Origin of the sequence: Pacificoceanicola algae (assembly GCF_049341065.1) — a bacterium.
Classification (GTDB): Bacteria; Pseudomonadota; Alphaproteobacteria; order Rhodobacterales; family Rhodobacteraceae; genus Pacificoceanicola.
In genome coordinates this window covers 53,698-78,224 of the sequence record NZ_JBMPIX010000011.1, presented here as the reverse complement: position 1 = coordinate 78,224, position 24,527 = coordinate 53,698, and the positions used below count along the sequence as shown (strand labels likewise).

Below are 24,527 nucleotides of genomic sequence, written 5' to 3'. Positions count from 1 at the left end.
ATGGCGATGGTCGAGGTCAACCTGTGGTCCGGACTGCGCCGTCTCACCGACGGTCAACAGGCGGTCACGGTCGAGGCCTCGACCGTCGGAGAAATGCTGGATGCGCTGACCGAGGCGCATCCAGGCCTTGGCCCCTTGCTCGAAGCCGGAGTCTCGGTGGCGATTGACGGCGAGATTACCACGGGGCGTCATATCCCGATCACGGAAGAGAATGAGATCTTTCTCATGCAGCGGCTCAAGGGCGGCTAATCCGCCGCCCGTCAATCGTTGTGCCTTCAGGCAAAGGGTTAGATCCCGTCGAAGGCCCCCGGTTCCAGATCTTCCCAAAAGGCAAAGACGGCTTCGGCGTTCAACGCTGACATCCAGCCATGTCGTTCGAAATCCGCCCGCTTGCCCGAGTCCGCCAATTGGTTCAGGAACAGTCGTCGGTCCGCATCCCGCTGCGTGGGCGAGCGTGCCGCCACAAGATCCTGAACGCGCTTCAACCGGGCTGCACGGCCCACCAAAGGCCCCTGCCCTACTGCTTCGCCGAAATCCTCGCGCAGCGCCGCGCTGAGATAGCGTGCAGGGCTTTTCACCCCGTCCTGAGCGGCCACGTAGGCGATCTTGTCAGCGACATGGTCCTCGCCGTGTTGACTGATCCATTGCCGTGCCAGCCGGTCACTGACCCCCAGCCCCAACAGGCGCTGATACACCGCCCCGGTTCGAACGCCCTCGCCATCGTCGATATTCATCATCGCCAATTGCGGATTGCGTTTGATCCTGAACCTAATGTCCGTAACCGAGCGCCCCATCTTTCGGGTCTCGGGCGTCACAATGATATCGCTGACCTTGTTGACCTCGGCGACCGCGGATTTGATCACCTTGGCATTCAGTTGTTTGAAGCTTTTATAATAATCCGATCCATCGACGCCCATCAGGCGCCGAAACGTTTCCAATGGCCACCAACCGGTGCTGCCAGTGTTCACAAAGCGAAAACAATTTTCGTAGAGGGCCAGCGCGTGGCCTCCGGTGAATTGGCGCTGAATATTCAGATTGATCAGCGCAAAGACTTTCGGATCGTGCAGCTTTTCCGCCAAGGCCGGGGAATAGGCGTATTCGCAGATCCCGTCGCGCAGCTTGGCATAAGACAGCAACGCCGAGACGCCCCATTCCTGCCGCCCGCGTTCATCCAACATGTCCCATTCCGCCACGGTCTCGGCCAGCCCACGCAGCGCGGTCTTTAGCGTGTCAGTGTCGTTGGAATTGTAGCCGATCATCAGGCACAAAGTGCGGGCATCTATCCTGTGGCTGGCACTGGTCACCAGCGTGTCATAGGCGTTCAGCAGCAGCACATTGCTCAGCTTACGCTGAAGCAGCGACAGCTTTCCCGAAACGTGGATCGCCGCCACGTTCTTTTTGACGCTCTCACGCCGCAGGGCGCCGGACAGCGCGTCTTTGGGAATCGTATCGATGACTGCTCACCTTTGTATCAGGCTTGTGTTTTGAGGCAGTATCGCATCCAAGGAACCAGTGATCAAGCATTCCGTGGGTGCCTGAATACAAGAAGGTGTGGTCCCGCAAATGGGTGCCTATCGGCGCAAAGGGACCCAAATACGGGAGGAAGAATGGCACCTGAGACCCCATTTGGCAGCTCTGCTGTGGATAATCCAGTGGAAAACTGCCTCTCCCGGAGTCTGGCACCCGTCTTCCTGCGAATCGGCACCGCTTTTCCCGTGTCCTGGTCCCCAAGCTCCCGAGGATGGGTGCCAATGATCCTGTATACTGGTCCCGAAACTTGATTAACTATCTGAATAAGAACACCTTTATACGCTTAAAGATTCTAAAGTACATAAAAGACTCTCAACCTATAGTCTGTGCTTTTCCTTGATTTATTCTTGAAAAGAAGCCTGAACGTCGAGTTTTGCGACATCCCGATTCCCTTTCCTGCGACCATGTGCGATACTCAGGCGCATATAGTGCATATAACCGCACATCACGAGGACAGCATGAATTCCGCAGGTAAGCCCCCTCCCCCGCCCTATTTCAACATCGACCCAAAAATCGCCGCGCAGACTTTGAGCGACCCTATCACCACCAATCGATTCGCCAAAGCCGCCGCCTTCGCCGCGAAAGGCCGCGATGATCTCGCCAAGCGTGGCTATATGCCCGATGGCCGCAAGCGTTTGCGCAGATTTTCAACGTGGGAGGTTTGCCGGTATCTGATCCCCGTTGCGCCAGCACATTTTCGGCGAGTTCTGAAATCCAACCCGGATTTGCCACAAGGCACCGGTGAGGGGGGATCGAAATGGTTTGCGCTCGAAGATGTCTTACGGCTGAGAGATCACTTTGCCGAAGAAGGCGTCGCGTCGCGCGAGTACCGTCCATGGCGCCCGGAGGGCGTTGCGGCCAAAACCATTGCCGTGGCTAACTTCAAAGGGGGGGTCGGCAAGACCTCGACCTGTGCGCATCTGGCGATGTCCGCCGCGCTGGACGGTTACAAGGTTCTGGTGATTGACCTCGATAGTCAGGGTTCCATGACTTCGATCATGGGTGGCCAAGTGGCGGACGAATGGCAGACGGCTTTCCCGCTTTTGGCCAAACATTTTGCCACCCACATGACCGAAGAAAACAAAGTTCGGGAGGCCGCCGGTCAAGCTCCCCTGCCCTTCGATGAAACGCTGACCGAGGCGCTGGGTTTCGAAGCGAAACAGGTGATCCAGAAAACGCATTGGCCCAACATCGACCTGATCGGCGCGCAGCTGAATTTGTACTGGGCGGAATTTCAGGTTCCGGTCTGGCGGATGCAATCGCGCGGTTGGCCGCTCTGGGATGCGCTTAACGGCTTCCTCGAAACCGAAGGGCTGCTGGACGAATACGATCTGATCTTCCTCGATACCCCGCCTGCCCTTGGCTATCTGACGATCAACGCGTTGGCGGCGGCGGACATCCTTCTTGTGCCGCTTGGCGCATCGTTCCTCGAGTTCGACTCAACCGGGCGGTTCTTTGACATGCTTTATTCGACCTTCGCTTCGATAGAAGAAGGTGAGAACGCCATGCGCCGCCGCGAAGGGCTGGAGGAGGTGCGCTTTGAATGGGACGCCGTGCGGGCATTGATCACCCGATTTGACGCCGGTCAGCAGACCGATCTGGCCAATGTCATCCAAGCCTATTTTGGGGATTTCATGACCACTTACCGGCAGGATTTCACGGCCATGGTGGGGCAAGCCGGTGAGCAGGTTTCCGGCATTTACGAGACGGATTACCGGGAATTCAATCGAGACACCTACGTGCGCGGTCGCGAAACCTTTGACAGAACATGGGCTGAGGTCAAAGAACTGATCCTTGGCGCCTGGTGGCGGGATGTGAATTTGCCCAAGACCGAAGAAAACCCTACAGCTGAGGAGGTGTGATAGATGGCCAAGAGACGTAAACTGATCGCCCCTTCAGCCGAAGACCTCAACCGCTACGAAGAGGAGTTTCGCCGCGAAACCTCCCCCGCGTCGCCGATGGCACCGATTGCGCAGGTCGCGGGTGAATCTGCCCTGGCCACCCCGGTTGGGACACCCGAAGGCCGTGCAACGGCGGCTCGGGATTCCCTCGATGCCAAGACCCTGCGGGAGAGCGAGGCCGCTGGGCTATTGATCCGCGAAATCCCGCTGGAGCAGATCAATCCCGAGGACATGGTGCGCGATCGGGCACAGCTCGTAGAAGAGGACATGCTTGAATTGCGCAGCTCGATCGAGGCCAGTGGGCTGCGATTGCCGATAGAACTCTATGCGCTTGAGAACACCGATGGGCCTGCTCGCTATGGCATCTTGTCAGGCTATCGCCGCTTCAAGGCAGTCAGCGGTCTTTTCGCACTGACGGGGGATGCCAAATACAGCAGGATCAAATCGCTGATCCGCAAGCCCGGATCCGTCCCCGAGGCCTTCGCCGCGATGGTTGAGGAGAACGAAGTTCGCGCAGGTCTGAGCCCGTTTGAGCGCGGGCGAATTGCGTCGATTTCGGTGCAGCTTGGTGTTTTCGCCACCACTGAAGAGTCGGTAAGTAAGATGTTCGCTGCGGCGTCCAAGGCCAAGCGGTCAAAGATCCGGTCGTTTGCGCTGATCTTTGAGGAACTGGGAGACCTGCTCAGCTATCCCGAGAGCCTAAGTGAAAAGCAAGGCCTGCGTTTATCCGCCGCGCTGAGAGGCGGCGCGGACAGTGCCTTGCGAGAAGCTTTGGCTGACGCCGCTCCGCAGGACGCCGTTGCCGAGTGGGCCGTGTTGGAGCCCGTGGTCAGCGAGTTCGAAGGCAATGCGCGGGATGAACGGCGCGGGGGGCGGCCAAGCCATAAGAAGCCGGCCACCAAAAGCGCTGTGCGGGAGGTCAAAACTGGCGCGGGGTATACTATCCACCGCGAGCAGGACAGCCGCGGATATTTCATCCGGGTCGGGGGCAGGGGGGTCAGCCCCGAGATGATCGACCAGTTGATTGCCGAGCTTCAGAGGGTTCTCGATAAGTCCAGGAGTTGAAAGTTGAAGGCATGGTTTCGCCACGAAACCTGCATCCAACTCGGTTGCGGGCCGGCTGGCTTTCTGACTGCGGCTATGATCCCCGTCCGCGATTAAACACGCGACATCCCGCGATGACGCGCAGTGCGATCCCGAAATGCACATGACGCGTTCTTGAACAAGTTGGGTCATGCCCGAATTTCATTAAAATCGATCCCTCGGACCAAGGCCAAACCAATGCGGCAGACTTGGAGCCTCACTCATCATACCTTGAAAAGCGGGTATCAAAATTGTAGTTCGCAGCGTCTAAAACGGCTTGGTTGAATTCGTCGAGGAAAACCACGCGAGTCCGCGCCAAGGCATAACCTGCGCACAATCAAAGATTTATCGGACATAGAGATGATCTCCAATAGGCGGCGCTTAATGTTCCTGAGGGGAAGGAAAAGCGCCGCCTGTGGGCGCGTTTATCGATTAACATTCGCTCGGCCGGAATTCTTTAACAACAGAGAAACTTATTTGCGGACACGAGTTAAGGTCACATCCGCACAAGCGGATACGAAAGTACTTCGGTATATTCACTCCTAAATTCAGAGCCTTATGTACAGTCTGTTATTGGGCGTTCTCGACAGGCTAACAGGATCCGCGATCTCGGCGGGTTTAAGCTTACACCTTCTCGGAAAGGTGGAAAAAGATCACCACCTATGGTAGAACTGGCACAACGCAGAGATGCGTCAACTGTATTTGAAACCAGCTTTCGGTGCCTGTTCGACACCTACGGGGTTCCTTGCAATTTTGGCATAGAACGATGCCCGGTGACACCATGACATGACCGCACGCAGCGGTAACGGCGGCGGGATGACGTCAGGCTCCGGTCTGACGATTGTGGTGTTGGCACCTTTTTTGATTTTCACGCCATGCACGGTGGTGTCGGGTGTGAGGCATTAACCCAAGGAGGGGGCCATGGCGCGCCAACCCAACGACGGACTCAAGCTATTTGCAAATCTAGAAGGAGTCAGCCCGAACGATGAACGTCCCGATCTTGTCGTGTCCGCACAAGATGGAAAACGCCAAATGATCTTCGAGGCGAAGTTCGGCGAAGACGGCAATGCAAGCATTCCCAAAGAGGTTCTGAAGAAAGCCGAACGGTTCAGCATCGGCCCGCCATCCGAGGGCGACGAGGTGCGGCGCCCGAGTGACAGCGCCTTGAAATTCCGCCGCGAGCAATTCCAAGCCGTATTGGAGAGGGGGCAAATCGATATCTCAAGGTCGATCTGGATTGGCTGGCTGCGCTTGCTGCGCTGCGTCAGTGGCCGGGTCCGCGTATGCCGCCGCAGCCCTTGGTGGTTCAACGACCTTGTTGCCCTGGCAACGCAGCCTGTTTTGGCTGACCGCACACCGTCGATCAAAAGCAGGGCATTGCAGGCAAGCTGCGCACCGACTGCCGACACCTCCCGAAATCTCTTGGCGGCGCCAGAAATCGCGGCCAAGCGCCTCTCGCCTGCTGGTTCCATCGATCAGCTGATTGCATGGCCATTTCGATGCTTTCCGGTGTGCCGTGGACGGGTTGAAGTCTGGCGGCGGGTCTGCTGCTGCGAGCCTTGGATTGTCTTTGATCCACGCATACCCGAGCTGGTCAAGGAACTGGAAGATATCGTCCAGCGGATACCGCGCGGCCCAATTCCACCAATTCCCGACCCCGGTCCGCTAATGGCAGCGGCTCCCTTGGTTGATCCGAGCGGGGACAACGTGATGTTCCGCGAAGGGGCCCTTGACGAGCGGGCCGTGCGGGCGGCGGAAGATCTGCGCGCGATCAAGGCCTTGAGCGACGAGCAAATCCCGGCTTATATCAACGCCCGGCCTTACCTTTTCTGCCGGCGCTATGATTGCGGGCAACCCGTCAAGGTGGCCGAGGGAGATCTTGGCCCGGATGGCGTTTTCAACATCTGCTGGTTCAATTTCCCCTACGTACTGCGCCCCGGATGCCACGAAGAGTTCGCCTATATCGTGCGGCAACCCTTTGGTCAGTTTTGGCTGACGATCTACAACGGTGTGGCGGCGGGCCATTGGTATGATGACGACGACAATCCGACCCTGACCAGCTACAGCCCGTTCGCCTATGGATGCCGTGGCAACCCCTCGGGCAATTTCGTGTTCCTGGATCTGATCGGGGATACTGGCGCGCACGAGTTGATCACACCAAATGCAGACAGCGCGATCTCGGTGGATACTCCGGTTTACAACAGTGGTCTGGTCTTCCCGGCGCCAAATCCGGCGGCTGCAGACGGCGCTGCGCTGAACCGCAATTGGGGCGGCACACTCAAGCTCAGCTTCATGTTCAGTGAAGGGATGCAGGACGTTGGTGCCAAATACTATCGTGTCAGCATCATAGAGGCGGATGGCAGCGGCGATCCGACCGGGACGCGGCACTATTACGATACCGGACTGTCCTGGAACAAGGCGGTTCCCGATGGCGGCGGCGGGGTCGATATTGTCCCGGTGAGCCTTGGCCCAACAAGCGCGGGCAGCGGCGGGAACACGCAGAATTTCCTCTATGAAATTCCGTATGACACAAATCCGACGACCGATTGGAACGCTGGCCAATATCATGCGCATATCAATACCGATGACCTGCGCTGGAACGATCCGGATGTCCGACATCTAGTGATGCTCGAAGTCTTTGACGAGAACGGACAGCGGTTGCGACCGCAAGGGACTCCCGCCACCGGTCTGAGCGGCGCTGAAACCACGGCGGCCTTCACTTATCGCCGACGTTATCAGGACACCGGTGCCACCGCCAACGTGCCCTTCGGCGCGCTGACGCATATGTTCTGGTGGGACAACCGTGATGTCTTTGCGGATATTGTCGATCTGCGCCGGAACGGTCTGATCTTCAACGCCGAATGTCTGTTCTTCGGCGGCGATGGCGATACCACCTTCAGTGTCGGCTACAGGGCCTATCACCCGCGCGAGCAATTCCAGCTTTACCACAACATAACGTGGAAGCGCGGACTTGGGTCAACGGCATTTTCGTCGGGCGTCCTGCAACCGGTCATCTCGAACAATGTGGGCAAGCCGCCGGCGCTTCCGGGTGGCAGCGCCACAAACACGTTCGACGATATGCTGCGACCGGACCTTGATCCCAACCGTCGCAAATGCGCGTTCACAGCGTTCCTGAACATCTGGAACAAGCGCACCGACGGGGACGATCTCGGGTTCCAGTATCGCGGTGATACCGCGGCTTTCGTGTTGGAAATCGAAAGCTGACTTCGCGGCCCTCCGCAGCAAAATCTGCGGAGGGCCAGGTAATGCCGGGCCGCTGTGTGGTGGAGTCCGAAGAAGATCCACATGCGGCGGTTCGCCGGCTGTTGCTGTCGACTTTCTGACGGCCTTTTTCCCCGCCTCAACCCCAAGAAAATACCGGAAAGCACTTGTCCTTTGTGCTTGGGGCATCACAATGGTTGCAATGGGGAAACGCGAACGATCCTTCCAATTGCAAGTCCCCCAAGAGTATTCGGGCTGGATGTATGAGCAGACGAAAATTTACAGGTAATTCAGCTAAGGCGCTGTTGTTTTTAGGTCTTTCTCTGCTTGCAGGGCAGGCGGCTGCTTTTCAGGGCAAGCTGAAAGTGGCGGGTGGTGACGACACTCTCGAAGGCATTCTGACAAATGCGTCCTTGGTTTTGACTGCTGAAAAAGAGGGCACCAAAAACCCGCAAGATATCCTGGCTGCCGCACAGGCGGATTATGGCCGATTGGTCGGGGCTTTGTATCAGCAGGGGTATTACGGACCTGTCGTCAAAATCCAGATTGATGGACGCGAAGCGGCGGAACTTCCCCCCCTGACCAAACTTCCGAAAGTTGACCGTGTGGTTCTGTCCGTCGATCCCGGACCTCTGTTCGTGTTCGACCGCGCCGAGGTTGCGCCGTTGGCCCCGAAAACCCAATTGCCAAAGGGCTTTAATCAAGGTGAGCCTGCGCAGACCTCGGTTATTCGCGATGCCGCTTTGGCTGGTGTCGATTCATGGCGCGAGATCGGACATGCCAAGGCCGACGTGGTCGAACAGGACGTCGTCGCAAACCACAAAACTTCGGAGTTGGATGTTTTCCTGCGACTCGCCCCTGGTCCGGTAGTCCGGTTTGGCGATCTGAAGATCAGCGGGAAAAGCGCTGTCCGGCCCGAACGTATCCGTGAGATTGCCGGCATTCCGAGCGGGCAGGTTTTTGAGCCCGCGGTTCTTGAGAACGCCGCGTCACGGCTAAGGCGGACAGGCACCTTCAGTTCGGTCACGCTGCGCGAGGCCGAGACCCTTGATGCAAACGATCAAATGGATGTCGAACTTGCCGTTGTCGATGCCAAACCAAGGCGCCTCGGATTTGGGGCCGAGCTTCATTCCGCCGAAGGCTTGGCGCTTTCGACATTTTGGCTGCATCGCAATCTTTTCGGCGGGGCGGAACGGTTTCGCATCGAAGGGGCTGTCACCGGGATAAATGGCGATGCGGATTCATTGGACTACCACCTGAGCCTTAGCCTGACGCGCCCCTCGACCTTCAATCCTGAAACTGACCTGTTTGTTCGCGCTGAGTTCGAAGAGTTGTCCGAGCCGACGTACTTTTCGCAGCAGGCAAACCTTGAGGTCGGGATCACGCGGCGATTTTCAGATCAATTGACTGCGGATGCGTCGGTCGCCTTTCGGTACTCCGATGTCGAAGACGATCTGGGAAAGCGCCAGTTCACCCACCTGACCTTCCCCTTGGCGGTCACTTGGGACCGCCGGGATAACACGCTGGACTCCACCAAAGGGACGTACCTGCGCGTTGATGCCATGCCCTATATCGGACTGTCGGGAAGCGCCTCTGGTGGGCGACTTTATGCAGACGGTCGGGCTTATCGCGCCGTGGGCGAAGAGAAAAAGCTGGTTTTTGCCGGTCGCATGCAACTTGGCTCGGTGCTCGGCTCATCAATCAAGGACACGCCGCCGGACCTTTTGTTCTTTTCCGGCGGCAGCGGCACGGTGCGGGGGCATTCTTATCAGTCGCTTGCGATCAATTCCGGGCCTGACGAAACCGGCGGCAGATCGTTCCTTGGCCTGTCGGGCGAGATCCGTGCCAAATTCACCGACAAACTCGGGGGTGCGGTGTTTTACGATGCGGCCTATATCGGGGCGAACAGTTTTATGGATGACACCGGGGATTGGCACAGCGGCGCAGGGATCGGCCTGCGGTATCAAACCGGGATCGGTCCGATCCGGCTGGATGTTGCTGGCCCGGTCACCGGTGACAACAGCAGCGGCGTACAAATCTATCTGGGAATAGGACAGGCCTTTTGATGCGTTGGATTGTAGCCGTTTTTCTGGTGCTCTTGCAGACCCTCAGCACAAGCGCTCAGGAAGACAAAGACAGACTGACCAGATACCTTGAGGGTGCACTGTCGGGCCTTGGCCGCCAGGTGACGGTCGAGGGCTTTCGTGGTGCGCTCAGCTCTCGGGCGACGATGGACAAACTGACAATCGCCGATGCCGATGGCATTTGGCTGACGTTGACGGATGCGGTTCTGGACTGGAACCGAACGGCGGTTTTGGGTGGCCGGATCGAGATCAACGAACTGTCCGCGGCCCAGATCGATCTGCCGCGCCTTCCTACTTCTGAAAGCTCTGCCAGTGCAGAAGCGCGCGCATTTACTCTTCCCGAGCTGCCGGTCAGCGTACGAATCGAAAAGATCTCTGTTGCGCGTGTCACAATGGGCGCGCCGATCATTGGCGTACCTGCGGTGGCGTCGATCCAGGGCGACATGCAGCTTGCGGATGGCGAAGGCACCGCAAATCTTGAGATCACACGTCTGGAAGGACCGAGCGGTGAATTCGTTCTGGACGCTGGCTATTCCAATGCGAGCCAGGAACTTTCGGTCGATCTGTCGTTGAAGGAAGCCGAAAACGGGATTGCGGCCAATCTTCTCAATCTGCCGGGTAAGCCTGCCATTGAACTGACTACAAAAGGCACGGCGCCAATCGACGACTACACCGCCGACATTGTTCTTCTGAGCGATGGCCAAGAGCGCCTGACGGGGCAGGTCGAAACGCAGGCGGGCAGCGGCGAAGAAGGTGATCCAAGACTGATCCGCGTGGATATCTCGGGGGATCTGACGCCTCTGTTCGTGCCGCAGTATCAATCTTTCTTCGGCCCCGAGGTCGCTTTGCGAAGCCGCATCAGCCTTTACCCTGACGGTCGCGTCGCCATGGATGACTTGACAGCCACAGCTGCGGCCCTGCGCCTGAACGGGAATTTCGCGCTGGCCGCTGGCGGTTTGCCCGAGAGTTTTCGGCTTGATGCGGTGCTGATGGACCCCAATGGCGCGCCGGTCCAGTTGCCGATTTCCGGCGCTGAAACCAAAGTTCAAATGGCGCTGATCACGGCGAGTTTCGACAGCAAGGATGGCGATACGTGGACGCTGAATGGCGACCTGAAAGATCTGCGCCGCCCGGACGTCACGCTGGACGATCTGAAACTGGTCGCGGGCGGGTCGATCCAGAATGGCGAAGTGCGACAAGTCTCGGCGCGCATAGATGCCTCGGCTAAGGGGGCGGCTTTGGCTGATCCGGCCTTGCAGCAGGCTTTGGGCTCGATGTTCGATCTCGGGGCAGATATCGTCTGGCGCGAAGGGGCACCGATCCAGTTCAGCAACCTTGATCTGAGTGCGCCCGGCATGCAGGTGACCGGGGACGGTACGCTGGACGGATTGGACACTAATCTGACCGTCAACGGAGCATTGAAAGCGCAGGTTGATAATCTTTCGCGGTTTTCCGCGATCTCGGGGCAAAACCTGCGCGGCGGCGTGCAGGCCAGTCTGGACGGGCAGACAACGATTTTGACTGGGGCGTTCGATCTGGACCTTGTGGCCACGGGCCGCGATCTGGCGATTGGCAATCCCGATGTCGATGATCTTCTGGCTGGCGAAAGCCGACTGAATGTCTCGGCACTCAGAAGCTCCGAAGGGCTGACGCTGCGCCGGGCAGAGGTTAAGACACGCGGCGTCACCGCGCAGGGTTCGGGCCGGGTGGCAACCGATGACAGCGACCTGACGTTTGACGCCCGACTGGCCAATCTTGGCAAGTTTGTCCCAAGCTTGTCCGGCCCGGCCACTGCGAAAGGGCGCGCGCAGCAAAATTCTGCAGGTTGGACTGTCTCGCTGGATGGCACGGCGCCGCGCGCGATTACGTTGTCGGCGCAGCTTTCCCTGCCAAAACAGGCTGAGCCAAGCGCCGAATTCGACGCAAGGATCGGCTCGCTTGCGTGGCTCGCGCCAGAACTGGCCGGCCCTGGCAGCATTCGCGGCACTGCGCGCCGAAGCGGCAGCCAGTGGGTCCTGGACACCGCCGTTCAGGGGCCGGGCGGAAGTGCGGCCAACGTGGCGGGACAGATCGCTCAGGATGCGCGCACTGCGGCTTTGGGGCTGAACGGAACTTTGCCGCTTGGGTTGGTGAACCGGCGATTGAATGGCAATTCCATCCAAGGGCTTGCGCGGTTTGATCTGCGCATTGACGGTGCCTTGGCCCTGTCCTCGGTAAGCGGGCAGATCACGACCGCGGGTGCGCGCCTTGCCTTGCCTGGTTTGCGCAACGCTTTGAAGGGGATTGACGCGAATGTCACGCTCAACGGCGGGCAGGCAAATTTTGAGGTCGGCGGCACGCTCGATACCGGGGGCCGCGTCGGCGCCGATGGCCGCGTACGGTTGCAAGCGCCTTTTGTTACCGAAGCCGAATTGAAGGTGAACAACGTCAAGATCACCGACCCGGAGCTATACGAAACCCGGGCCAATGGTGACCTGCGGCTGAGTGGAACGGCGCCCGGAAATCTGGCAATCTCCGGTCAACTGGCGCTGGACCAGACCGAGATTCGTGTGCCGTCGACCGGGATCGGCTCTTTCGAAAGCATCCCCGATATCATCCATTTGAACGAACCTGCTTCGGTGCGCCGCACCCGAAGCTATGCAGGTTTGTTGGATGTGACCGGAGCCTCAGGCGGCGGATCGGGTGTTGCGGTTGCTCTCAATGTTGAGATCCTCGCGTTGAACAGAATATTTGTTCGTGGACGGGGACTTGATGCCGAACTTGGGGGGCAATTGCGCCTGACCGGCACCACGGCGGATGTGATCCCGCAGGGCCGATTTGATTTGATCCGCGGACGCCTTGATATTCTGGGTAAACGCCTGACGCTGGAGGAAGGGTCGGCCCGGCTGCAAGGCGACATGGTTCCCACGCTGCGTCTGGTTGCACGCACCACAGCCGAAGACACAGTCGTGTTCGTCACGATCGAGGGGCGGGCGGATGCGCCCGAGATCCGGTTTGAATCCGATCCTCAATTGCCCGAAGACGAAGTGCTTGCCCGTCTGTTGTTCGGGCGGGGAATATCATCCATTTCCGCATTACAGGCCGTTCAACTTGCCTCTGCCGTGGCGACTTTGGCCGGCAAGGGCGGCGTTGGAATTATCGAAAGGTTGCGTGAAAGTACGGGCGTCGACGATCTCGATGTCACGACGGATGGTGAAGGCGGTGCAACCCTGCGCATTGGGAAATACATCAGCGAAAAGGCCTATACCAACGTCGAAGTGGACAGCAATGGGCAAAGCCAGATCAACCTGAACCTCGATTTGAGCCCGTCGACGACTTTGCGTGGCCACGTCGGAACAGACGGGCGCAGCGGCGTCGGGATTTTCTTTGAACGGGACTATTAACCCGCCTTGTCCTGACGTGTCTGGCTTGAAAGTTTGCGAACAAAAACCGCCAGATCGGCCTCGCTGACCGGGCGCGAGTAGTGGTAACCCTGCAGGATATCACAGCCAAGATCGCGCAGAATTTCTACCTGTTCCGGCGTTTCGACGCCTTCGGCAATGGTCTCTATCTCAAATGTTTCGGCAATCTCGACAATTGCTCGGACCATTTTCTGGGCGCGGAACCCCTGATCGACTGGTTGAATCAAGCGTCGATCAATCTTGAGCGCCGATGGCGAAATCGCCATGAGAGCAATGATGGAGGCGTGACCTGATCCGAAATCGTCAATTTCGATATCTATACCTGCTTCGCGCAACTGATCCAGGTGAAAGCGGAAAATGTCGTTCTCTTCCTCTAGCAGGATCGATTCCAGCAGCTCGAAAGCCACCTTTGTGCCGTCCTGCGTAATGCTCTCGGCGCCGGTCAGAATGCTCGGATCGCGCATCCGACCCGAGCTGACATTAAACCCGATCTTGGGAATCTTGATGCCTTGGCGGCGCCAATTTTGCAGCGAAGTCTTTGCCTTTCGCAACATCAGCCCGTCAAGCTCGGGGACCATCCGCAACTGGCCTGCCACTTTGAGAAAATGGTCCGGCCCCAGAATTCCTCGTGTCGGGTGCTGCCAGCGCAGCAGCGTTTCGATGCCCGACAATTGACCTGTGTTGGCGCAGATTTGCGGCTGGAAATAGGGGATGAACTCATCGTTGTTCAGCGCATCCTGCAATTCTCCGGCGAGTTGGCGATCATTCAGGATTTCAGCTTTCAGTTCGGGTGTGAAAAGTTCAAGCCGATTGCGGCCCTTTTCCTTGGCGCGATAAAGCGCGGCATCTGCGAATGGCAGAATGTCACTGCCAGCCGCACGCAGATCGTCGACGTAAGCAATGCCAAAGCTCGCTTCGATCTGACATTGGCGCCCATTGAAGGCCATCGGTTTGGACAGCCCGTCCTGAATGCGTGCCACGATTTTTTTCGCCTTATCGGTGGTGGTTCCCGGTGCCAGAAGGATTGAAAACTCGTCCCCTCCGATGCGTGCGGCCAAATCATCGTCGCGAGTTTCCGTCACCAGAATTTCGCCAATGCGCTTCAAAACCTCGTCGCCCGCTTCGTGGCCAAGAGTATCGTTGATGTACTTGAACCGGTCCCCGTCGATCCGGATCAGAACGCAATCGCGTGGCCCGTTTTTCGACAAGGTGTTTTCCAGACGCTCAGCGAGCGCACGGTCGAACAACCGACGATTGGGCAGTTCGGTCAGGGAATCATGGAACGCCTGCCATTCGCTTTTGGCGCGCATTCTTTCGGCCAATTCATGGGCTTTTCGTAACTCGGCCTCGCGCTCGGCGTCTCGGGTTACATCGTGCAGGGTTCCGATCCACGTGACCGAACCGTCATCGCGGGTCTTGGGGGTCGCTGATCCCGCCAGCCACCGTGTGCCAAGCTTTGGGTGGTTAACCCGGAACCTGTGGCTCCATTGTGTCAAGCTTTTTCGCGACCTTTCCATCGAGGCCTGGAATCCTACTTGATCCTCGTGTGCGATCCTTTCTAGAAGTTCGGACAGGAAATCTTTGGCGGTGATATGCTCCATCCCGAACAATTCCTTGAGCCGGGCACTGATGTACCGCAGCCCCGTTTTGCCGTCGCAATCCCGGTGCAATTCGAAGATTCCCGCCGGAGCATTATCAGCGATGGTACTCAGACGCGCATGCGCTTCTTTGACGGCCTTGGCAGCCTCCTGTGCTTTTCGTTCAATCAATAGTTGGTCAGTAATATCGAACAGGTTGCCAAACCAGATCGTGGAGCCATCGGGCTGTTGCATCGGTAGCGAGTTGACGAGAATCCAGCGCTGACCGGTTTGCGGATGATTGACCCGGAATTGCCAATGAAATTCGGTCAGGGTTCGCTTGGACTCGTGAAGTTTTTCTGCGAACTCGGGCAAGTCCTCCGGTGCGATGTGGGTCAGCACCCAGGAACCATCCAAGCCAATGTTGCTGCGGTCGATTCCCAGAAGATCGGGTAGTTTCGCACTGAAATAAGGCACCTCGTAGGAGCCGTCGGCGTTCTGACGAAATTCGAACAGAGCGCCGGGGGCATTGTCCGCCAGACGGTTCAGGCGATCGCGCGCCCGCCGCGCCAATTCGGCGGCTTCAGCCAGCCGTCGTTCATTTTCCTTGAGGTGGTCAATCCGGGTGGTCGTTCCGGCGATCAGTGGTGGCAGCCCTTGATCCGACCGGTCGATTTGCCGGGCGATCGCGCGATACCAGAAATAGTTACCGTTCTTGTGGCGCAGGCGTTTTTCAACGTCGTAAACATCAGCCCGCCCGTCAATCAATGCCGTCATCGCTTCGATGGCCTGCTGGGCATCGTCAGGGTGGATTAGGTTGCGCCAGCCTTCGGAATTAGGAATAAAGTCGCCCGGCTCGTAGCCCAGCATTTGATAGGTTGTGTCCAGCATCCAGCATTCACCGGTCTCGTGGCACACATTCCATGGGCCAAGTTCGCCGCAAGACGCAGATGTCCGCAGCATCTCTTCGCTGGTTTTGGCGTCGGCGCGGGCTGCATCGGCGGCGGCAGCGGCTTCGGCCAGTCGTTTTTCGTTCTCTTTGAGGTGGTCGATAACAGTCAGACTACCGCAAATGATATAGGGCAAACCCTTGTCCGCCCGCTCGATCCTGCGCCCCCGAGAGGTGACCCAACTCCAACCGCCATCCGCCCGGCGTATCCGAAAATCCTGAGCAAAGGTTTCGCCCGCGCCGCTTTCCAGTCCAGAAAAGGCTTTGATGACATCTTCCAGATTGTCCGGGTGTATCAAGGTTCTGAAAAACGCTGAATCAACAGTATAACCTTGCGGCAGGCCGAGAATTTTCGAAATGTTCGTGCCAAACCACGACTCCTCGGTTTCCGGAACCCTTGTCCAAGGGACGACGTTGCCGCTTTCGGAAGAGACACGCAGAATTTCCTCGTTCCACTGTGCGATGCTGCGCGCAGCCTGAGCGTCATCGCGCGCATTGCGGGCCTCGGACAAGGCGGCTTTCAGACGGACCTCTTGGTCTTTCCACTCACCGATGTCGCGCATGCTTCCACAAATCAGCGGATGCAGCCCCATGTGAGTCCGTGCCACCAGTCGCGCGACGGACTCGTACCATTGCCACGTTCCATCCCGGCGCTTGAGCCTGAATTTCGCGTGATATTCCTCGGCGCCGTCGTTGTTCAGCGCAGCCATCGAAGAGACCGCTGCCGCAACATCGTCGGGGTGGATCAAGGCAACAAAGGCATCGCGGGTTTTGTCGAACCCGTTAATCTCATACCCAAGGATGCGGTAAAAATGATCGCTCCACCATGCTTCGCCGGTCTTTGGATCGATATGCCAGGGCGCGATGCCGCCACCCTCGGTCGAAACCCTGTGCGCCTCTTCGCTGTACTGCAAAAGGGATCTTGCCATTTCGGCTTCTTTCAAAGCCTTTGACAGCGCTTCCTCATTGGCTTTCCGCGCCGAGATGTCCACGAAACTGCCGCACAGAACTGGGGCGCCATCCCCGTTTTCGGACGGTGTCGCAAGATGAGCGCTGGCCTGTACCCATTTCCACGACCCGTCCTTGGACAACATGCGATAGTCATTGTCGTATCGCTGGATCTCTCCGGACAAGAGCGCAGAAATACCGGCGATGTTTTCGTGCAGGTCAGCGGGATGGATCCTGCCACGAACCCAACTTGCGTCCAGGTCCACCTCATCAGGTGCAAACCCCAAAAGATCGAAAAATCCATCGCTGGCGCGCAGTTTGCCCGTGCCGGTATCGGCGAACCATAGGGCAACGCCAATGCTTTCGATGGCGGCTTGCTGAAGTTCGGCACTTTCAAACCGCTCACCCGCTTGTTTGGAAAAGAACGGAGCGCCAAAGGCACGTGTGCCAAGGATCGCAACCATACCGTCCTCGCCCAGGATTGGCTGCAATGTGTATCCCCCCGATGCATTTGCCCCGCTGACCAGCCAGATGTGGTGGTGTTCGAGACTTTGCTCTTTGCGCTGCAATTGCGCGCCCGCCTGTCCAAGATGCGTGATGTCATCGCTACTGAGGACTTCTGAGGAGAGCACCGGAGCGAAAGGCGGGATCGATGATCCACTGACACCTTGAAAGGCGCCGTTGATAACCAGGTGTTGACCGTCAGGACTGGCAAGCCAGGCCGGGAAGTCCGAGCTGGAAAAAAACTGATTGAACGCCCTGAGGGCATCTTCGTCGATCATTGTTCTGTTCTCGTCCGATTTCGGAGCGTTTTTAGCTGCAATACTTAAAGAGCGGGCTAAGTGCGCCACAGCCGATTTATTTAGCCGGTGGTCCATACATAGTCGTTCTCGCTTGGTCGTTTGCGCGCAAGTCTCTGGAAATAGACAGAAAATTCTGGATTGCGGCCGTCCCTTTGGCATCGGCGTAGAAAATTTGCGTTGAAACCGGCCTAAATTGCTGGGCGCCGCGTGCGGGATTCACTTTGAATTTTGCGTCGTGCTCTCGGCAATTGACGCCCTGTGGCCCGGATGCGAAAACGAACCCATATTGGTCAGTTGAGGAACCTTTGCGGCCAATCCGGGGATCGAAGGAATGCAGCGATGACCAAACCAGCCCTGTCATGGGTTGCCGCCGATTGGGGTACCACGCATCTGCGGCTTTGGCTGATGGCGGCAAACTCAGACGTCATCGCTCGGCGCGAGTCGCCTTTGGGTATGGGGCGTCTGACGCCAGAGGGATATGAACCCGCTCTGTTGGAACTGTTAGCAGGTGATCTGCCGGATGCGGCAATTCCGGTCATCATTTGCGGCATGGCCGGTGCGCGGCAGGGCTGGGTCGAGGCGCCCTATGCGACCGTTCCATGCGAGGTTCCCTCACTGGCGAATGCCACGCAGGTCAAGACGGACGATCCGCGCCTGTCGGTTTATATCCTTCCGGGGATATGTCAGCAAACTCCGCCAGACGTGATGCGCGGCGAGGAAACGCAGATCGGCGGGTTCCTTGCTGCGGAGCCAAATTTCGACGGCATTCTCTGTCTGCCGGGCACGCATTGCAAATGGGTCCACATCAGCGCGCGAGAGGTCGTTTCTTTCCGCACGTTCATGACTGGCGAGCTCTTTGCCTTGCTCGGCGAACACTCGGTTCTCAAGCATTCCATCGGGACCGGATGGGATGACGCGGCCTTTGATGTCGCTGTTTCGGATGCGCTTTCGCGCCCTGCCGGAATCGGCGCTGAACTGTTCACCCTGCGCGCCGCTCAGCTTTTGCAAGACCAATCGCCGGATGTGGCGCGGGCGCGTCTTTCCGGCATGTTGATCGGCTTGGAACTGGCTGCCGCGCGCCCCTATTGGCTGGGCCAAGAGGTTGTCATCCTGGGCCAAGAGGGGCTTGCCAAGGCCTACCACACCGCGTTGCAAAGCCAATCTGCCTGGTGCCGGATGGTCAGCGCCGAAGGCACCACCCTGCAAGGGCTGAAAGCGGCCTATGAACAATTGGAAGCCAAGACATGACCCGTGAACTGATTGCCATTTTGCGCGGGATCAGCCCCGCCGAAGCCGCCCCGATAGCCGAGGCGCTGATTGCTGCCGGGATCACCAAGATCGAAGTGCCGCTGAATTCGCCCGACCCCTTTGACAGCATCAAGGCGATGCTGGACGTGGCCGGAACGCGCGCGCAGATCGGTGCCGGAACCGTTCTTGACCCAAGCGACGTGCAGCGCCTTGCCGTGCTTGGCGCGCATCTCGTGGTTTCGCCGGACTGCAATCCGCGTGTCATCGTCGCGACAAAGCAGGCGGGTATGGCGTCTTATCCCGGCGTATTCACCGCGACCGAGGCCTTTACCGCCTTGCGAAACGGCGCTGACGGGCTGAAGTTTTTTCCCGCGTTCAAACTCGGCACCGATGGTGTGGCTGCATTGAAAGCCGTCTTGCCAGCCGACGCCAAAACCTATGCGGTGGGCGGCGTCGGCCCCGACAATTTTGCCGATTGGCAGGCGGTGGGGATCACAGGCTTTGGCATCGGGTCAAACCTGTACAAGCCGGGGCGCGATGCGGCGGATGTGGCCGCGCGGGCCGCTGACATGGTCGCAGCCTTTGACGCCGCCTTTACTTAGGCCCCGAGGGACTCGCCCAACAATTCGCGGGAATAGGCGTGTTGGGCGGCGCCGCTGCGCAGGGTTGCCTTGTCCATGACTTCGACAATCTCACCGTTTTTCATCACAGCGAGGCGGTCGCACATATGCCCGACCACGGGTAAATCGTGAGACACCATCAGGTAGGTAAGCCCGTGTTCGCTGCGCAGATCGGTCAGCAGGTTCAAGATTTCCGCCTGCACAGACACATCAAGGGCTGAAGTCGGTTCATCCAGCAGCAGGATGTCTGGTTCGCCCGCCAAGGCCCGTGCCACCGCGACGCGCTGCCTTTGCCCGCCCGACAGCTGGTGCGGATAGCGAAACCGGAAACGCCCGCCAAGGCCCACGTCCTCCAGCAGCTTTTCCACCCGCGCGTCAATGTCTGTCATGCCGTGCAGTTGCAGCGTTTCGCTTAGCACCTGATCGACCGTATGGCGCGGATGCAGCGAGGCGTAGGGATCCTGAAAAACCATCTGGACGGTCTTGTAAAAGGTCCGGTCGCGCCGGGCGCCATGCAGCGCCTGTCCTTCGATTTCGATCTGGCCCGACCATGTCGGCGCCAGCCCGGTGATCGCCCGCAGGATGGTCGATTTGCCCGAGCCGCTTTCACCCACCAGACCAAAGCTTTCGCCCTGTGCGACGCTGAAACTTGCGCCTTTCACCGCATCGACGCGGTCAAGACCTTCCCCGAACCAGACGTTCAGGTCTTTGATGTCCAAAGCGTTCATGTCAGCCCCTCACACTTGGCGCGTCGGACCATGCCGGATCGCGACTGAGCACGGTCAGGTGGTCCTTTGGATCGTCCAGCCGCGGCAGGGAATTCAGCAATCCTTGGGTATATGGGTGCTTGGCCTCGTGCAGTTTGTCGGCCTGACAGACCTCGACGATGCGGCCGGAATACATGATCAGCACGCGGTCACAGAACTCGGACACAAGGTTCAGGTCGTGGCTGATAAAGATCAGCCCCATGCCGCGTTCCTTGACCAGCCCGTCCATGATGTTCAGCACCTGCCGCTGCACGTTCACATCCAGCGCCGAGGTCGGTTCGTCCGCTATCAGGATCTTGGGGTCGGGGATCAGCATCATGGCGATCATGATGCGCTGGCCCATCCCGCCCGAAACCTCGTGCGGGTAGGCGCGCATCACGCGCTCGGGGTCGCGGATCGACACCGCCTCGAGCATTTCGATGGCGCGTTTGTAGGCTTCGGCCTTGCTGCTTTTGTTGTGCAGCAGATAAGCCTCCATGATCTGCTCGCCCACCGTGGTTACGGGATTAAGCGAGAATTTGGGATCCTGCATTACCATCGAGATTTGCTTGCCGCGCACCGACCGCATCTGCTTTTCCGTAAGATCCAGCAGGTTGGTGCCTTCGAGGTTGATGTGCTTGGCCTCGACGATCCCCGGCTTGCGGATCAGCCGCAAGATGGCGCGGCCGGTCATCGACTTGCCTGAACCAGACTCGCCCACGATCCCCAGACGTTCCTTGCCAAGGGTAAAGGATATCCCGCGCACCGCATCGAAGATGCCTTGGCGCGTGGGAAATTTGACCCAAAGGTCTTCGACATCCAAAAGCGTCATTTGCCAGCATCCTTCGGATCAAGCACATCGCGCAGCCCGTCGCCAAGCAGGTTGAAGGCCAGTGAGACGGTAAAGATCGCGAGGCCGGGCATGGTTGCCACCCACCAGTGATCAAGAATAAACCGCCGTCCTTCCGAGATCATCGCGCCCCATTCCGGGCTGGGCGGCTGTGCGCCAAGGCCCAGAAAGCCCAGACCGGCAGCCGCAAGGATGATTCCGGCCATATCCAGTGTCACCCGCACGATCAGCGAAGAAATGCACAGCGGCCATATGTGTTTGGTGATGATCCGCAAGGGGCCAGCCCCTTGCAGGCGGATCGCACTGATATAGTCCGAAGATCGGATTGTCAGCGTCTCAGCCCGGGCAATCCGCGCATAGGGTGGCCATGCGGTCAGCGAAATCGCCAGAACAGCGTTCTCGATCCCCGCGCCCAGGGCGGCGACAAAGGCCAGCGCCAGAACCAGCCGGGGAAAGGCCAGAAAAATATCGGTGATCCGCATCAGGATCGTGTCCACCCAGCCCCCGGCATAGCCCGCAACGGTGCCCATCAGCAGCCCCGCGATCGGGGCGATCAGCGCCACCAGCGCCACGATATACAGGGTGATGCGCGAGCCGTGGATCAGCCGCGACAGGATATCCCGGCCAAGGCTGTCGGTGCCCAGAAGATGCCCATCGGTGCCCAGAGGCTGAAGGCGATTGCCGAGGTCCTGCACAAAGGGATCAAGCGGCGAAATCCACGGCGCGAACAGCGCCATTAGGACCAAAGCCAGGATGATCGCGAGGCCGAACATGGCCATGTGGTTGGCTTTCAGCGTCAGCCAGCCTTGGTACAGGTTTGCCATCCGCGCGTGTCTGCGCGACGTCGGCGCATCGGTCAGCAGCCATTGCCGCATAGTCTGTTCCGTCATTTCGACCTCGGGTCAAAGACCTTGTAGAGAAGGTCGGAAAAGATGTTGAGACAGATGAAGATCAGGCCAACCACCACGGTCCCGCCCAGAACGGCGTTCATATCCGCGCTCAGAAGCGCGGTGGTGATATAGCTGCCGATCCCCGGCCAGGAAAAGATGATCTCGGTCAGAACCGACCCTTCAAGAAGGTTGGCATAGCTCAGCGCGATCACGGTGATCAGCTGCACGCGGATGTTCTTGAAGGCATGACCCCAGATCACCTTCCATTCCGACATGCCTTTGACGCGGGCGGTGGTGACATATTCGGATGACAGCTGTTCCAGCATGAAGCTGCGGGTCATCCGGCTGATATAGGCCAGCGAGTAATAGCCCAGCAGCGAGGCAGGCAGAACCAGGTGCGACAGGGCGTTGCGGAACACGGTCCAATCCCCGGCGATGGCGCTGTCCACAAGGATCAGCCCGGTGCGGGTGGGCACAATATCGGTATAGAAAATGTCCAGTCGCCCCGGACCGCCAACCCATCCCAGAATGCCGTAGAAGATCAACAGCCCCATCAGGCCCAGCCAGAAGATCGGCATGGAGTACCCGACAAGCGCGACAACGCGCGCGATCTGATCGATCCAGGACCCGCGTTTGACCGCCGCCATGACACCCAGTGGCACGCCCAGCACGATCCCCATGATCACACCCAGCGTGGCAAGCTCCATCGTCGCGGGGAAGACGCGTGCGATATCCTCTGACACCGGGCGCGCATTCAGCAATGAGGTGCCGAAATCGCCGTGCAACACATCCCAGATGTAATAGAAGAACTGCACGATCAGCGGTTTGTCGAGCCCAAGTTGTTGATAGACCTCGTCATAGGTCGACTGAGACGCGCGTTCGCCCACGATGGCAAGCACGGGGTCGATTGGCATCACACGGCCAATAACGAAGGTGATGAACAGCAGGCCCAGCATCGTAACCGCAATGGAGCCAACTGTATTCAGCGTCCCTTTGAACCAAGGGGCGAAAGGCGCGCGACGGCGCCTTTCGAAGATGTTGTCTGTGCTCGCCATTACTTGGTGACGGGCCAGTAGGAGGCAGAGGTGATCGCCTGACCGGTCGAGAAGTTCGCCACGTTGTCGCGCAGGGCTGATTGCTCGATCTGCTGGAACATGATCACGAAGGGCGAAGTTTCGCGGAACTCGGCCTGAATGCCCTGATACATCTCGGCGCGCACGTCGCGGTCATTTTCGACCACCGCGGCAGCCACCTTTTCGGTCAAACCGCCGGTGTCCCATGCGTTGCGCCATGCCAGAAGGCCGGTGGCGTTCGCTTCGTCGGAGTTGTCGGGGTTATAGGCAAAGGTGCCTGCGTTGGTGTGCGGATCGGGATAATCCGGACCCCAAGCGCCAAGATAGACATCCAGCGTCCGCGCACGATATTCGCCAAGGATCTGCTTGGCGGTGCCGACGGTGATGTTCAGCGTGATCCCGGCCTGCGCCAGCGTGTTTTGCAGCGACTGGGCGATCTCCATGCGGTCCTGCGCTTCGCGCACGCCGACGTTGATTTCCAGACCTTCGGGAATGCCTGCCTCGGCCAGCAGTTCCTTGGCCTTTTCGACATTCAGAGAGAACGGGGCTTCGGAGGATGCGCCCAGATAGGTCTGCGGCAGGAAGTTCTGCTGGATGGTGTACTGACCATTAAGGAAGCTGTCGCGCATGCCTTCATAATCGACCAGATACTTGAACGCCTGACGCACCTGCGGCTTGGACAGTTCGGGGTGCTTCTGGTTCAGCGAGACATACATGAGGCGGCCTTTCAGCTCTTCCTCGATCTTCACGCCATCCGCAGCTATCGCGCCTTTGACATCCTCGGGGTTGAGGTTGCGGGCGATGTCGATGTCGCCGCGCTCCAGCAACAGCCGCTGAGAGGCGCTTTCCTGCACGTGGCGCACGATTACGCGCTCCATCGCCGGGGCACCAAGATAGAAATCCGGGTTGGATTGCAGCGTGACGCTTTCATTCGGCTTCCAGCTGACAACCTTGTAGGCGCCGGACCCGGCCGAGTTGGTTTTGAGCCACTCGTTGCCCATGTCGCCGTCTTTTTCGTTCTCCATAACCGTCTTCATGTCGACGATGCCGCCAATCGTCGCGGTCAGGCAGTTCAGCACGAAAGAGGTCGCATAGGGCTGGTCGGTGGTGATTGTGACGGTGTTGCCATCGGCGACGATGGTCTCGGCCACATTATCCGCCGTGAACCCGAACTGAGTCAGGATGAACGAAGGTGTCTTGTTCAGCACAACCGCGCGACGCAGCGAGAATTCCACGTCCGCTGCCGTCACCGGATTGCCGGAATGGAATGTCAGCCCGTCACGGATCGTAAAGGTGATGGTCTTGCCATCGTCGGAAACGGTCCAGCTTTCGGCAACCTCGGGCTGATAGCCTGCATCCAGATTGGCGGGGTCAAAGTTGACCAGCTTTTGATAGACGTTGCGCGACACGTCCGAACCCGCGAACTCAAAGCTTTCGGCCGGGTCCAGCGTGGTGATGTCGTCAATGCGGTGCGCGATAACCAACATGTTGGCGGGCGTTTCGGCAAATGCCGCCCCGGATGAGGCAGCAAGGGCCAAGCCCAGTGCGGCACCTGTCATCAGTTTTGAAAATGCGTTCATAGTGTCCTCTCTGTCGTTTGGA

The 24,527-nt window shown here is 58.6% G+C and carries 15 protein-coding genes; 8 read left to right on the top strand and 7 right to left on the bottom strand.

The annotated features are described in order from the left end of the window. On the top strand, positions 1 to 249 hold the full coding sequence (locus ACOYQJ_RS16325; protein ID WP_422907107.1) for a MoaD/ThiS family protein: 249 nt from the start codon (positions 1 to 3) through the stop codon (positions 247 to 249). A 38-nt stretch (positions 250 to 287) separates the two neighbouring features. On the opposite strand, the gene ACOYQJ_RS16320 is transcribed toward ACOYQJ_RS16325, so the two are convergent. Further along, positions 288 to 1,454 (bottom strand): replication initiation protein, encoded by a 1,167-nt coding sequence (locus ACOYQJ_RS16320; protein ID WP_422907147.1) that lies wholly within the window; start codon positions 1,452 to 1,454, stop codon positions 288 to 290. Between the two features lie 534 nt (positions 1,455 to 1,988). Between ACOYQJ_RS16320 and ACOYQJ_RS16315 the strand changes: the two genes are divergently transcribed. The 5 genes from ACOYQJ_RS16315 to ACOYQJ_RS16295 all read left to right on the top strand — a co-directional run bounded on the left by ACOYQJ_RS16315 (position 1,989) and on the right by ACOYQJ_RS16295 (position 13,203). Then, the gene (locus tag ACOYQJ_RS16315) at positions 1,989 to 3,392 is read left to right on the top strand and encodes an AAA family ATPase (RefSeq protein ID WP_422907146.1); all 1,404 of its coding nucleotides are present in this window, start codon (positions 1,989 to 1,991) and stop codon (positions 3,390 to 3,392) included. 3 nt (positions 3,393 to 3,395) lie between these two features. Beyond that, the gene (locus ACOYQJ_RS16310) at positions 3,396 to 4,496 is read left to right on the top strand and encodes a ParB/RepB/Spo0J family partition protein (RefSeq protein ID WP_422907106.1); all 1,101 of its coding nucleotides are present in this window, start codon (positions 3,396 to 3,398) and stop codon (positions 4,494 to 4,496) included. A 939-nt stretch (positions 4,497 to 5,435) separates the two neighbouring features. Beyond that, positions 5,436 to 7,739 (top strand): hypothetical protein, encoded by a 2,304-nt coding sequence (locus tag ACOYQJ_RS16305; RefSeq protein WP_422907105.1) that lies wholly within the window; start codon positions 5,436 to 5,438, stop codon positions 7,737 to 7,739. A gap of 260 nt (positions 7,740 to 7,999) precedes the next feature. After that, the gene (locus ACOYQJ_RS16300; RefSeq protein WP_422907104.1) at positions 8,000 to 9,802 is read left to right on the top strand and encodes an autotransporter assembly complex protein TamA; all 1,803 of its coding nucleotides are present in this window, start codon (positions 8,000 to 8,002) and stop codon (positions 9,800 to 9,802) included. Next, positions 9,802 to 13,203: a translocation/assembly module TamB domain-containing protein gene (locus ACOYQJ_RS16295; protein WP_422907103.1), complete on the top strand. Its 3,402-nt coding sequence runs from the start codon at positions 9,802 to 9,804 to the stop codon at positions 13,201 to 13,203. The genes ACOYQJ_RS16300 and ACOYQJ_RS16295 overlap by 1 nt, the downstream gene beginning before the upstream one ends. On the opposite strand, the gene ACOYQJ_RS16290 is transcribed toward ACOYQJ_RS16295, so the two are convergent. Beyond that, complete coding sequence (locus ACOYQJ_RS16290) at positions 13,200 to 17,477, bottom strand: PAS domain-containing protein (RefSeq protein ID WP_422907102.1); 4,278 nt, start codon at positions 17,475 to 17,477, stop codon at positions 13,200 to 13,202. The two genes, ACOYQJ_RS16295 and ACOYQJ_RS16290, sit on opposite strands and share 4 nt — an antisense overlap. Positions 17,478 to 17,837: 360 nt before the next feature. Here ACOYQJ_RS16290 and ACOYQJ_RS16285 point away from each other — a divergent pair, with 360 nt between their 5' ends. Together ACOYQJ_RS16285 and ACOYQJ_RS16280 are read left to right on the top strand one after the other, a co-directional pair. Then, a complete protein-coding gene (locus tag ACOYQJ_RS16285) occupies positions 17,838 to 18,746 on the top strand; it encodes a 2-dehydro-3-deoxygalactonokinase (RefSeq protein ID WP_422907101.1) in 909 nt (302 codons plus the stop codon). Beyond that, positions 18,743 to 19,348 (top strand): 2-dehydro-3-deoxy-6-phosphogalactonate aldolase, encoded by a 606-nt coding sequence (locus ACOYQJ_RS16280; RefSeq protein WP_422907100.1) that lies wholly within the window; start codon positions 18,743 to 18,745, stop codon positions 19,346 to 19,348. The genes ACOYQJ_RS16285 and ACOYQJ_RS16280 overlap by 4 nt, the downstream gene beginning before the upstream one ends. Here the strand turns inward: ACOYQJ_RS16280 and ACOYQJ_RS16275 are convergent. Genes ACOYQJ_RS16275 through ACOYQJ_RS16255 form a run of 5 tightly spaced genes read right to left on the bottom strand, consistent with a single transcriptional unit; the run spans position 19,345 to position 24,505 of the window. Further along, entirely contained in the window at positions 19,345 to 20,094 is a 750-nt protein-coding gene (locus ACOYQJ_RS16275) for an ABC transporter ATP-binding protein (protein ID WP_422907099.1), read from the bottom strand. The two genes, ACOYQJ_RS16280 and ACOYQJ_RS16275, sit on opposite strands and share 4 nt — an antisense overlap. A 1-nt stretch (position 20,095) precedes the next feature. Beyond that, positions 20,096 to 20,944 (bottom strand): ABC transporter ATP-binding protein, encoded by an 849-nt coding sequence (locus ACOYQJ_RS16270; RefSeq protein WP_422907098.1) that lies wholly within the window; start codon positions 20,942 to 20,944, stop codon positions 20,096 to 20,098. Further along, complete coding sequence (locus ACOYQJ_RS16265) at positions 20,941 to 21,852, bottom strand: ABC transporter permease (RefSeq protein WP_422907097.1); 912 nt, start codon at positions 21,850 to 21,852, stop codon at positions 20,941 to 20,943. The genes ACOYQJ_RS16270 and ACOYQJ_RS16265 overlap by 4 nt, the downstream gene beginning before the upstream one ends. Next, on the bottom strand, positions 21,849 to 22,907 hold the full coding sequence (locus ACOYQJ_RS16260) for an ABC transporter permease (protein WP_422907096.1): 1,059 nt from the start codon (positions 22,905 to 22,907) through the stop codon (positions 21,849 to 21,851). Before ACOYQJ_RS16260 ends, ACOYQJ_RS16265 begins: the two co-directional genes overlap by 4 nt. Further along, the gene (locus ACOYQJ_RS16255; RefSeq protein ID WP_422907095.1) at positions 22,907 to 24,505 is read right to left on the bottom strand and encodes an ABC transporter substrate-binding protein; all 1,599 of its coding nucleotides are present in this window, start codon (positions 24,503 to 24,505) and stop codon (positions 22,907 to 22,909) included. The genes ACOYQJ_RS16260 and ACOYQJ_RS16255 overlap by 1 nt, the downstream gene beginning before the upstream one ends. Positions 24,506 to 24,527: the final 22 nt, after the last annotated feature.